The sequence below is a fragment of the Ewingella sp. S1.OA.A_B6 genome, from assembly GCF_049889095.1.
GTDB lineage: Bacteria > Pseudomonadota > Gammaproteobacteria > Enterobacterales > Enterobacteriaceae > Ewingella.
The window spans coordinates 1,033,499-1,044,917 of the sequence record NZ_JBLJFK010000001.1; the positions used below are offsets into that span (position 1 = coordinate 1,033,499).

11 protein-coding genes are annotated in these 11,419 nt (G+C 51.4%); 6 read left to right on the top strand and 5 right to left on the bottom strand.

Translation table 11 applies throughout. The annotated features are described in order from the left end of the window. Positions 1 to 5: 5 nt before the first annotated feature. Positions 6 to 2,072 carry a TonB-dependent siderophore receptor gene (locus ACMV8I_RS04975; protein WP_498864721.1) on the bottom strand — a complete coding sequence of 689 codons (2,067 nt, stop codon included), beginning with the start codon at positions 2,070 to 2,072 and terminating at the stop codon, positions 6 to 8. A 249-nt stretch (positions 2,073 to 2,321) separates the two neighbouring features. Then, entirely contained in the window at positions 2,322 to 2,705 is a 384-nt protein-coding gene (locus ACMV8I_RS04980) for a YebF family protein (protein ID WP_498864078.1), read from the bottom strand. Positions 2,706 to 3,237: 532 nt separating this feature from the next. Here ACMV8I_RS04980 and ACMV8I_RS04985 point away from each other — a divergent pair. The 4 genes from ACMV8I_RS04985 (at position 3,238) to ACMV8I_RS05000 (ending at position 6,801) form a co-directional block, all read left to right on the top strand. Further along, positions 3,238 to 4,248 (top strand): isopenicillin N synthase family dioxygenase, encoded by a 1,011-nt coding sequence (locus ACMV8I_RS04985; RefSeq protein WP_498864722.1) that lies wholly within the window; start codon positions 3,238 to 3,240, stop codon positions 4,246 to 4,248. 92 nt (positions 4,249 to 4,340) lie between these two features. After that, positions 4,341 to 5,147, top strand: coding sequence for a MetQ/NlpA family ABC transporter substrate-binding protein (locus ACMV8I_RS04990; RefSeq protein ID WP_498864723.1), 807 nt, complete (start codon positions 4,341 to 4,343; stop codon positions 5,145 to 5,147). Then, positions 5,144 to 6,133 carry a methionine ABC transporter ATP-binding protein gene (locus ACMV8I_RS04995; RefSeq protein WP_498864079.1) on the top strand — a complete coding sequence of 330 codons (990 nt, stop codon included), beginning with the start codon at positions 5,144 to 5,146 and terminating at the stop codon, positions 6,131 to 6,133. The genes ACMV8I_RS04990 and ACMV8I_RS04995 overlap by 4 nt, the downstream gene beginning before the upstream one ends. Next, positions 6,124 to 6,801 (top strand): methionine ABC transporter permease, encoded by a 678-nt coding sequence (locus ACMV8I_RS05000; protein WP_498864080.1) that lies wholly within the window; start codon positions 6,124 to 6,126, stop codon positions 6,799 to 6,801. The genes ACMV8I_RS04995 and ACMV8I_RS05000 overlap by 10 nt, the downstream gene beginning before the upstream one ends. A 23-nt stretch (positions 6,802 to 6,824) precedes the next feature. Here the strand turns inward: ACMV8I_RS05000 and ACMV8I_RS05005 are convergent, their stop codons facing one another. After that, on the bottom strand, positions 6,825 to 7,280 hold the full coding sequence (locus tag ACMV8I_RS05005; RefSeq protein ID WP_498864081.1) for a MarR family winged helix-turn-helix transcriptional regulator: 456 nt from the start codon (positions 7,278 to 7,280) through the stop codon (positions 6,825 to 6,827). A 169-nt stretch (positions 7,281 to 7,449) separates the two neighbouring features. Between ACMV8I_RS05005 and ACMV8I_RS05010 the strand changes: the two genes are divergently transcribed. Continuing rightward, positions 7,450 to 8,100: an NAD(P)H-binding protein gene (locus tag ACMV8I_RS05010; protein ID WP_498864082.1), complete on the top strand. Its 651-nt coding sequence runs from the start codon at positions 7,450 to 7,452 to the stop codon at positions 8,098 to 8,100. 130 nt (positions 8,101 to 8,230) lie between these two features. Here ACMV8I_RS05010 and ACMV8I_RS05015 read toward each other — a convergent pair whose 3' ends face one another. Both ACMV8I_RS05015 and gstA read right to left on the bottom strand, forming a co-directional pair. Beyond that, entirely contained in the window at positions 8,231 to 9,964 is a 1,734-nt protein-coding gene (locus tag ACMV8I_RS05015; protein WP_498864724.1) for an ABC-F family ATP-binding cassette domain-containing protein, read from the bottom strand. Between the two features lie 356 nt (positions 9,965 to 10,320). Next, positions 10,321 to 10,956 (bottom strand): glutathione transferase GstA, encoded by a 636-nt coding sequence (gstA, locus tag ACMV8I_RS05020; RefSeq protein ID WP_498864083.1) that lies wholly within the window; start codon positions 10,954 to 10,956, stop codon positions 10,321 to 10,323. A gap of 124 nt (positions 10,957 to 11,080) precedes the next feature. On the opposite strand from gstA, the gene ACMV8I_RS05025 reads away from it, so the two are divergent. Next, entirely contained in the window at positions 11,081 to 11,413 is a 333-nt protein-coding gene (locus ACMV8I_RS05025; protein WP_498864084.1) for a winged helix-turn-helix transcriptional regulator, read from the top strand. Positions 11,414 to 11,419: the final 6 nt, after the last annotated feature.

The following is an 11,419-nucleotide window of genomic DNA, read 5'->3' on the forward strand; positions in this document are numbered from 1 at the left end:
ATTTTTTAAAAATCAACCACTGCTGAGAGCACCACATTGCGCGGCTCGCCTTCGATGACGCGCAGATTACCCGCGCTCGATGAGTAATATTCCTTATCGAACAGGTTATTAATGTTCAGCTTCAGTTGGGTATGTTTCCCTAACAGCGGGCTGTCCCAGGCAATAAAAGCATCTGCTACGGTATAAGATGGCATGGTGAAACTGTTTTCCGGATCCCCCGAACGGCTACCGACATAACGAGCACCGCCGCCGATACGTACATCACCCTGAACGGGCACCCAACGCAGCGTGTGGCTAAGATACAGGCTGCCCATTTTCGTCGGCGCATTCACCAGACGGTTGCCGATGTTATCCGGGTTGACGTTATCTTGGATGATCTCAGTTTTGTCATAGCTGTAATTGGCGCTGACGTTCCAGTCGGTAGCAATTTCACCGTTCACTTCCAGTTCAGCACCGGTCGAACGCGCCTTTGGAATGCTGCGCGTCACGCCGTTGATAAACACTGACATGTCTTTCTCATCAATGCGATACAGCGCCAGCGTGGCATCGATGCGCGGCGAGACCTGCCATTTTGTACCCACTTCATAAGTTGTGCCCAGCTCCGGCTGCGACACATTGCCATCATCATCAGTGTCGGTTGACGGCGTAAACGAGCGGCTGAAATTACCATAAAATGACAAATCCTCCGTCAGTTTATAGACCAGCCCCAGCTGTGGCAGGAATTTGTTATCGGTGTTATCCAGATTTTGTGTCGGATTCACAAATCCGTATGAGGCTTTCTGATTGTAATGCTGGTAACGGGCACCGATCACCCCAATCCATTGATCGGTAAAATGAATGCTGTCTTTGAAATAGGCTGACTTGTTATACAGTGTGTTGCGCATATTACTTTGGGCGTCGCTATAGGTACTGCTGTCAGTCACCGGCGACACGCCATACACCGGGTTATACATATTGAACGTGCTGTTCCCCTTTCCACGATAAGAGTACTGCTTGTATGTTTCGTTCTTCTCATAGTCCACGCCCAGCAACAGGTCATGCGTCATGCCGAAGATTTGTTGATTTCCGATCCAATCCCAAGCGGTGTAATCGGTCTGATGGTTGAAACCGCGGTTAGCATCCGCACGGCGCGTCACAGCACCGGTGGTGGTGTCGATAGCCGTCGCGCGCACTTCGTTACTGTCATAGCGGCGCTGCATCCAGGCGTAGGTCAGACGTGTTTTCCACTCAGGGCTCAGTTCGTATTCCCAGGTGGTATTCAGGCGTTTATTTTTCCCCCAGGCGTGGTTTGCCTGCTCATCGAGACGGCGATCATAGGGAATATCAATCGGCTGGCCATTAATAAAGGCAGTTCCGCGATCGTAGGGAATATCGTATTTGTACTCTTGATAACTGATATTGAAACTGGCTTTATCACCGAACCAACTGAGGGAGGGAGCAAGCAGGGTATGCTGATCTTTACCGAAGTTACGCCAGTAATCTTCGGACTGCCTTTCGGCGATCATGCGAAAAGCAAAACCGTTGCCCAGTGGGCCCGTCACGTCAATTGCACCGCTGCCGCCGCCAAACCCACCTGTGCTGCCACTCACCCGGGTATTCCAGTCGTATTGGGGCTTTTTACTGATGACATTGATCACGCCGCCGGGGTTTTGGATCCCGTATAACAACGACGCAGAGCCTTTCAGCACTTCAACATGATCGGTCGTGGCGTTAAATCCAAGCCCCTGATTACTGCGTACGCCATCAAGCAGGATCGACCCGTCACTGTTGGAGCCAAAACCGCGTTTTACGAAGCCATCTTCAATGCCGCCCAGCGTATTGCCCTGGGTAACGCCGCTGACAAATTTCATCGCATCGTCGAGTGACGTCATCTGATAGTCGTTGATCATCGATGACGTCACCACGATCACCGACTGCGGCGTTTCATTAAGCGGCGTATTGCTTTTACTGGCAGTGGAGGACTGATTGGCGCTGTAGTCTGTTGAATAGGGCGAGTTGCCGTCAGCAGTGACGGTCAACGTATCGCCCTGTGGAGTGACCTCACTGGCCGCCAGCAGCGGTGCGCAGTGCAATATTGCCAGCGCCAGTACGGATTTTTTCAACCCGCTCGTGGCGATATTTCGATTTCTTTTAACAAACACGTGAACTTTCCCTGAAAATGCAAATGATAACGGTTTGCATTCTAGTTAAGATCTGTGTGATGTGAAGTGAAATTTTGGATTTTTAGAAAATCCTGGAAAATTTCAAATTTCAAATTCAAGGTCGTGGGAGCGACTGCCACCTTTTGGTCTGTTTGGGCAGCCCCCCAAAACTCACGGACGTTAGTCGGCTGTCGAATACTTAATATAATGATTCGTGCAGTTAAAATTCCCAACGTAATGCAGTTCGCCATCCGGACCTTTGGCGGTGAAAGGTACGCGGTAGGTTCCCTGATATTCTTTTACATTATCGCCAATGAAAGCCAGCACAGGAACGGCGGTGCCAATATGGTCTTTATCATTGCCCCAGTTAGGGATGCGGTTTTGCATGAAGTCAGCTGTTACGCTGTCGATGGCATTCTGTGGCGTAATACTGGCACAGGCCTGCGGCGTAGTACGTTGCATCCACATCGGATAGACATAAACTGAACCTAACATCACTACCATGAGAATAAACATGGCTGAAATCATGCCAATCAGTATCACTTTGCTCTTATTTCCGACCACATTTTCTCCTGAGCAGCCCGTATTGATTTTTAGACTGGGTTGTTAATTTGATGTAAATCATAACGTCATAAGGCTGCATGTTACGCCAGAAGAGCGTCGATGATCCATTGTCGATGTTGATGCCGGAGAGGGTGGGCAGTATCTCAGCGCTGTTTACCGTTATTCAAGTACCAGAAAAAACAGATACACATAGCGCTTCCTCCTTTGATTGAATACGGCTGTTTATAAATTGGGTTCTCACCGTGTTCTCGATGAAAGACCTTAGCAATTAATCACAAAACCTAACCCACGGGCTGAATATAGCTAGTCATATTATTCATTTGTGTTAATTAAAATCCTTACTATTCAGTTAAGTAAAATAAAATCACCCCGTGATTAAACTGTTTTTTTTTGCTGTATTAATAAGGTCATATCTTAGTCGTTTTAAATATTATAACGCTATGCCGCGCTAATGTTAGCGTTATTCCATGACTCCATACTGGAGGCACTATATTGGAGAGGCTATATTGGAGAGGCTATATTGGAAAATAATATCAGCAGCATTCCCTTGATTGATTTCGCGCAGTTTGCGGAGCCGGGTAAATCACGCGAGGCGTTCTTGGCACAACTGCGTTTGGCTGCGCGTGATATTGGTTTTTTCTACCTGAAGGGACATGGCGTAGATAAGCAATTATTGAATGATGTACAGCTGGCGTCGCGGGCCTTTTTCGGGCTACCGGACGAACAGAAGCTGGCTGTCGGCATGATTAACTCCCCGCATTTTCGGGGTTATAACCGGGCCGCGTCTGAAATAACCCGTGGCGAGCCGGACTGGCGAGAACAGTTTGACCTAGGGGCGGAGCGCCAACCTTTGCCCATTGATGCCGATACCCCAGGCTGGGCCAGATTACAGGGACCAAACCAGTGGCCACAATCACTCCCTGAACTGCGCCCGCTATTATTGCGCTGGCAAAAAGAGATGACCGAAATGTCTCTGCGCCTGCTACGTGCCTTTGCACTGGCCTTGCAACTGCCTGAAAAAACCTTCGACCCGCTGTATGGCGAAAAACCGAATGAACATATCAAGCTGATCCGTTACCCGGGCCACAGTGCAGGTCAGAGTGGGCAAGGTGTTGGGGCGCATAAAGATTCCGGCTTCCTGAGCTTTCTCCTGCAAGACACGCAACGCGGATTGCAGGTCGAGGTAGAAGAGGGGCACTGGGTTGATGCGGCACCGGTCGAGGACACACTGGTCGTTAATATTGGTGAATTGCTGGAACTGGCGACCAACGGTTATCTGCGTGCCACGGTTCACCGTGTGGTTTCACCCCCAGCCGGCCAGGAACGTCTCTCATTGGCTTTTTTCCTTGGGGCGCAATTAGATGCCATCGTTCCGCTGTTCCCGCTACCGGCAGCACTCGCCCGTGATGCACGCGGACCGGCCAGCGATCCTCTCAATCCTTTATTCCGCGATGTTGGCTTTAACTATCTTAAAGGCCGTTTACGTTCACATCCCGACGTGGCACAGCGCTATTACGCTGACATTCTGACCGCCACGGCATGATGATTTTTTATGTATATCACACAATAAAACAACAATATTAAGGGTTATCTATGCTGAGAATTGTGGTTAAAGGTTGGTCTATTTCCCCGTCAATGATCGGGCGTTTCACCGCCGCCGCCGCCGCGCTGGTTGCATCGGTGTCGGCCTTTGCCGCAGAACCTTTGAGGGTCGCGGCGGATCCGGTGCCGCATGCCGAAATTCTGGCTTACGTACAGAAAATTGATCCCAGTCTGAATCTGAAAATCATCGAAATCCCCAATGGTGTGAACTCCAATGAACTGTTGGCGCACGGCGACGTGGATGCCAACTATTTCCAGCATTTGCCGTACCTGCATTCACAAGAACAGGCACTGGGTGTCAAGTTTGCCGTGGCTGCCAACGTGCATATTGAGCCGCTAGGCATCTACTCCAGCAAATACAAAAGTTACCAAGAAATCCCGGATAACGGCAAAGTGGCCGTGCCTAATAACGTCACCAATCTGAGCCGCGCACTCTATCTGCTGCGCGATCAAGGGCTGATCACCTTAAAGCCGGGCTTTGATGACCCGGCGAAAGATCAGGCAACGCCGAAAGATATCGCGGAAAATCCGAAACACCTTAGAATTATTGAAATTGAATCGCCGCAAATCCCACGTTCGTTGGATGACGTCGATCTGGCCGTCATTAACGGTAACTACGCGCTGGAAGCGGGGCTAAATCCGGCCAAAAATGCGTTGGGTCTGGAGAAAGCCAAGGGCAATCCTTACGCTAATATTCTGGTCACCAGTGAAAAACTGGCATCTGATCCGCGGATTAAACAACTGGCGAAAGATCTCGAATCTCCACAAGTGGCAAAATTCATCACCGATAAATACCAGGGTTCAGTGATCCCGGTTACTGCTGCTGGCGATAAATCATGATTGTGGCCGAACATCTGACCAGACAATACGCGGGACAGGGCGGTCCGGCATTGCAGGACGTCTCTTTGACCATCAACGACGGTGCGGTGTTCGGCATAATTGGCCGCAGCGGCGCAGGGAAGAGCACTTTGATACGCTGTCTGAACTTACTGGAGCGGCCTGATTCAGGCCGCATTCTGCTGGATGGCCGCGATCTCACACAGCTAAGCGACAAAGACTTGCGGTTACAGCGCCAGCGTATTGGCATGATTTTCCAGAACTTCAATCTGCTGCATGCACGCAACGTCAGCGATAACGTCGCAGTGCCACTGCACATCGCCGGTGTTGGACGCAGTGAACGCAAAAAACGCGTGGCGGAACTGCTGGATCTGGTTGGATTGAGCGACAAATCCCAGGCTTTTCCCTCACAGCTTTCCGGTGGACAAAAGCAACGGGTCGGTATCGCCCGCGCATTGGCTGCACGGCCCAGTTACCTGTTATCAGATGAAGCCACCAGCGCGCTTGATCCGGAAACCACAGATTCTATTCTCGCGTTATTGCGCAATATTAATCAGCAACTCGGGCTGACGATTGTACTTATCACCCACGAGCTTAACGTAGTGAAATCCATCTGTGACCATGCGGCGCTGCTGGAGGCCGGTAAATTACGGGAGAGTGGCCCGATAACCAAACTGCTGGCCGATCCTCACTCACGGCTCGGGCAAGCGCTGATGCCGGACTGTGGTTTTCCCGAGCTACCTGTCAACCCGCTGCTACCGGTGGCAGAACTAACGTTCTACGACATTCTGCTGGCGTCGCCTGTTCTCAGTTCGCTGGCGCAGGAGCACTGCGTTGGCGTGACGCTATTTGGTGGTGGGGTGGAGTCTATTGCAGGTCAGCGCGTAGGACGTTTACGTGTAGGTTTCAAGCCACCGCTGGGTGGTGTGGATTTGTCTGAAGTGATGCTGTTTTTAAATCAGCGCGGAGTGAAAGCCGAATGGGTATAAGAAACAGTTTAGCGTGGAACGAACTTTACGACCTGGTACTCAATGCCACGGGCGAAACGCTGTATATGGTTACCCTGGCGACGTTCTTCACGTTATTGGTCGGTTTACCGCTGGGCATTTTACTGTTCATCAGCCGCCGGCATGGGTTAAGCCCTTTGCCTAAACTGAGCGCCATATTGGGAACCGTGGTGAATATTGGTCGCTCACTGCCCTTTGTCGTCCTGTTGATTGCCCTTATCCCGCTGACCCGCCTGATTGTCGGCACCACGCTCGGCAGCACTGCCGCCGTGGTGCCTATTACGCTCGGTGCTATCCCGTTTTTTGCGCGCATCGTTGAGAATGCACTGAATGAAGTGGATAAAGGCCGCATCGAAGCTATTCAGGCCATGGGAGGCGGTCTGCGCTACGTTATTTTTACCGTGCTGCTGCCCGAAGCGCTGCCTGCTCTGCTGGCGGGCCTGACGCTGACCATCGTCATGCTGATCGGTTTCTCTTCAATGGCTGGGGTCATTGGCGGTGGTGGGTTAGGGGATCTGGCGATCCGCTATGGTTACCAACGGTTTAATAACCAGGTGATGGTTGCCACCATTGTTGTGTTGGTGGTGATGGTGCAGATCGTTCAGACCTTAGGCGACTGGGTTGTCAGATCGCTGGCGCACCGCCGCTGACAGTTCTCACAGGCATTGACGAGCTACAAGGCTGCCAGGGTTGAAGCGATGTTTGCCATAACCTGACGCGCGACAACTACGTCTTTTTCGGGAATGCCCTGCATTACGCGGATCAGGATCTCATCAGTGATTGAACGCACCTCATTAGCCAGCGCCATACCGGTATCGGTGAGCACAATATCTTTCGAACGGCGATCGGGTTCACCTGGGCAACGCTCCAAATAACCCAGCGCCTGCAGACTATCAAACAGGCGAATGGCCGTAGGATGCTCCACTTCCAGCAAGGCTGTCAGTTCGCCCTGCGGCAAGCGGCCTTTGGCTTCCTCAAGGTGCAACAGCACTTGACCGCGGGCCAGCGTCAGACCAATGGTTTTAAATCGCGCATCGCAATAAGTGCGCAACTGGCGGCCTATATGGATGGTTTCGGGCAAAAAACGCAGGGTTGGGGAGCGAGCTTCAGGGTGGCTGGAGGTAGTCACAGGATCCTCTCGTCAATAGTTTCAATTTGAAATAATTACTCAGCTTAGGTTAGCACGTTTTGCTTGGTTCCCGTCAATGCCAATCGGTGGGTGAGAAAACCACAGGGAAAACCCTGTGCTAGAGTTAACGTTAGATATACAAAAAGACGTAAATAAAATGGGAGGATTTATGACCAAGGTCGCAATAGTAGGTGCGCACGGCCAAATTGGCCAGTTGATCATCAAACACCTGGTTGCGCAGGGAGTGGGCGCTATTGGCATCGTGCGTAAAGAAGAACAGGTGGCCGCCATGAGAAAACTCGGTGCGGAGCCACTGCTGCTGGATATCGAAAATGCTACCGCAGACCAGCTGGCAAGCGGCCTGCAGGGCGTGGATGCCGTGGTATTTGCCGCCGGAGCAGGTGGGGGTTCCAATGCTGAACGCAAACGCAGCGTTGATTATGCCGGTTCACGTCTGTTGGCACAGGCGGCACAACAAGCCGGTATCCGCCGCTACGTGCAAATTTCCGCTATCGGTGTTGATAGCCCGATTAAGCCCGACACGGATCCGGTCTGGAAAGCTTATATTGAAGCCAAACGTGATGCTGACATTGAACTGCGTAAGAGTGGGCTGGACTGGACTATCATTCGTCCCGGCCCATTGACTGATGCGCCGGCAACGGGATTAGTGACATTGTCACCAGATGCCGGTCGGGGTGATGTGACGCGCGAAGACGTCGCACTGGTTGTGGTGGCAGTATTGCAGGCACCAAACTCTATCGGGCAGCAGTGGGAATTGCGCGGTGGCGATACGCCGGTTCGTGACGCGGTAAGCCAATAAGGGCTGAGGCGGCCTTTCTGCATATCAATCTGCGATGCGTTCAGAAAGGTCGCCGTTTCATTTTATTAGAACTTCAGATGCTTTTGGCCCATCAAGCGTTCAGGCTCGTTAGCTGAGTGCTGGAGAATGTTTAGCTCAAATCCAGCAGAACGCTGAGCTGAGCGATTTGTTGCTGCCACTGGCGTTGCAATTCTGGCTTCTGGTGTCTTACTTTACGTGACAGATCCTCTTCCAGCTTACTTTCCAACGCTAACAGCGTCGCCAGCAGGCGCTCCTCCTCGGTTTCCGGCAATATTATTGAATCTACATTCTGCATTGATGCTGTCACCTTGGCGGGTACAGGCACATCAGCCAAAATGTCATACACCGGTGCCAACTGGTGCCATTCTTGTAACCGACATTTATCGATTAACCAGAAACGATCACAGCTTTGCTCAATCAGCATACGGTCATGGGACACCAGCAGCACTGCACCGCTGAATGTTTTCAGCGTATCCGCTAACTCCTCTTTGCCTTCCATATCCAGGTGGTTGGTCGGTTCATCAAGCAACAGTAACGAATAGTTCGCCAGCGTCAGGCCAATAAACAGCAACCGTGACCGCTCACCACCGCTCAATGTGCTCACTTTTTGCTGATGGCGCATATAAGGAAAACCGGCACCAATCAGCGCCATTTTCCGTTGGTCTTCCGTCAGCGCTGCAAAAGGCGCGAGCGCTTCGCTTAAGGTGTTTTCATCACGCAACTGATGCAGGCTCTGATCGTAGTAACCCACACGCACTTTTGGGTGGAATACCACGCCCGATTGAGGACTTTCCGGCTGACAAAATGCCCGCCATAAGCTGTGCAGCAGTGAGGATTTACCGCAGCCGTTGCGCCCGACCAATGCAATACGATCGCCGCTTTTCACCCACAGTTCATCCAGTTCAAACAGCACTGGCGCATCTGTCGCAGGCCGTACCTGCAAGGCAGACATCGCCAGCACGCGGTCGGCCGGTAATGCTTCACCTTTCAGATGCAGCTTCCACAGATTCCCGGCGGTGACCTCAGTCTGGTCATCCTTCATCCGGTCGACCTGTTTCTCCATCTGTTTGGCCTTGCGCGCCAGCTTTTCGTTGTCGTAGACACTGCCCCAGATTGCCAGCCGTTTAGCGCTTTTAGCCACGCGGTCAATTTCCTTTTGCTCAGCCTGACGGCGGTGGGCATCGGCGCTATCCTTTTCCGCCAGAGCTTGCCTCGCCAGTGTGCAGGGCAGGCGGATAAATTGCAGCGTTTTGTCGCGCAAAATCCAGGTGCAGTTGGTGACGTTATCCAGCAGGCTGCGGTCGTGGGACACCAGCACAAAGCTGCCGCCCCATTTTTGAAGAAACTGCTCAAGCCACAGCAACGTGGGCAGATCCAAATGGTTGCTGGGTTCGTCGAGCAGCAATAAATCTGGCTGACGGATCAGTGCACGGGCCAACAGCAGGCGCGTGTGCTGCCCGCCGCTGAGGGTACCCGCGGTCAGCGTCCAGGCTGCTTCATCAAATCCCAGGCTGACCAACAGTACTTCGGCCTGCCAGCGTTCGTACTGATGCAAACTGTCCGGTAGCTGGTTGAGCACTGCGTCAAGCAGCGTGCAATTATGTAGCTCAGCAGGCAGATGCTGTTCAACACGCGCCATCAGGCACTGATTTGACAAGGTGAGGGTGCCGGACGTGGCGTCGAGATCGCCGCTGAGGATTTTCAGCAGGGTGCTTTTGCCACAGCCGTTATGGCCGATAAGCCCGATGCGGTCGCCTTTTTTCAGGCCAAAAGAGATCTCAGCCAACAGAGGGCCGAAGGTATTATCGAAACAAAGGGATTGTGCAGATAGTAAAGTCATAATGCTTACTCAAGGTTTACAGGCATAACAATGCCTCTCGTCAATAAAGCCGACGATAACCGATGAGCCGGAGGGAAGTATTCAGATTGTCAGTTAGCTTCGCTCAAGCAGGTTATCGCAGCACGATACCGGTAACGCTTGAGCAGTGACGATCGCTAAGGACGAGTGAAATTAAAAATAATTCACGGGTCAGCATGGCAATCCTCCTTAATATAACGTGGGTGAATGAATGAACTGATTATATTGGCAATTTTGGGATTGTGCCAATAATGGAAGAAACTGCACGTTGTCGTTGACGGTTTATCCCGCCAACGATTCCGTTATCAATGCCACCTCAAAGTCGCAGAATATCAAGACAATCAGGACAGCGTAAGTCCTTCAGCGGCCACGGCAGCTAAAACAGCCGGGCGAGCCAGCACTTTTTTGTACCAATTTTCGAGATGCTTCATTTCAGTAAGATCCACCTCGAGGTGGTAAACAGAGGTGAACCAGCTCGCTTTTCCCCAATGAATCAACGCAAACAGATAACCATCAGCAATCGTGAATTTTTCACCCATAAGATAAGGAGTCTTGGCCAGTTGGCGATCTATCCAGCTAAAACGATGGGCCATTTTGGCCTGTGTCATTGCGAAATACTCCCCACATTTACCAGGGTAAAACAGGGGAAGAAAACCTTTGTGGATCTCCGTCGTCAGGAACGACAACCATTCCTGCAACCGATAACGTGGAAGTGTGCCATTAGCCGGTGCCAGCCCTGAGTCGGGAGCTAAGTCGGCGATGTACTGAATGATCGCCGGGCCTTCACGCAGAACCTCTCCCGGGTGAATTTCTAATGCAGGTACATAGCCGAGTTCGTTAATTTTATAATAATCGCGCCCATCTTCAGTGGTGTGCTCGCGGGTATTTACCCTGACCAGTTCAAAATCCAGCCCAGCTTCGCGCAGCGCAATATGAGGTGAGAGCGAACAACTGCCCGGTGATATATAGAGTTTCATGCGTCTTCTTCCTGCGTATGTCAGTAATAACCCCATCGGAAATACAGCCTAACAGCCGTGGTTGTATTTTTATAGAAGGCACATTATTGTAATGTAGGTACATATTTTATACTTAGGAAGATTAATGAAATCTGTCGTTTCAGGATGCTCTGTTGAGTGCGCGATGAACCTGCTGGGTGGCCGGTGGAAGCTGTTGATCGTCTCCTATTTACTGGAGAAACCTAAGCGATTTAACGCGTTGAGGCGTGATATTCCGGGGATTTCACAACGTATGTTGACGTTGGACTTACGCGATCTGGAAAGTGCCGGTTTGGTCAATAGGACAGTCTATGCAGAGGTGCCCGTCAAGGTGGTCTACCGGCTAACTGAAGACGGTTTCAGGTTGGAGAAAGTGGTTTCTGTGGTGAAAGAGTTTGGTCTTTGGCTTAAAGCAAAAGAAACGGACCATGAAGCGTAAAACAAG

Coding starts and splice junctions, on each gene's coding strand:
- ACMV8I_RS04995 (WP_498864079.1), top strand. CDS start 5,144: ATGATTGTGGCCGAACATCTGACCAGACAATACGCGGGACAGGGCGGT.
- ACMV8I_RS05000 (WP_498864080.1), top strand. CDS start 6,124: ATGGGTATAAGAAACAGTTTAGCGTGGAACGAACTTTACGACCTGGTA.
- ACMV8I_RS04990 (WP_498864723.1), top strand. CDS start 4,341: ATGATCGGGCGTTTCACCGCCGCCGCCGCCGCGCTGGTTGCATCGGTG.
- ACMV8I_RS05010 (WP_498864082.1), top strand. CDS start 7,450: ATGACCAAGGTCGCAATAGTAGGTGCGCACGGCCAAATTGGCCAGTTG.
- ACMV8I_RS05025 (WP_498864084.1), top strand. CDS start 11,081: ATGAAATCTGTCGTTTCAGGATGCTCTGTTGAGTGCGCGATGAACCTG.
- gstA (WP_498864083.1), bottom strand. CDS start 10,956: ATGAAACTCTATATATCACCGGGCAGTTGTTCGCTCTCACCTCATATT.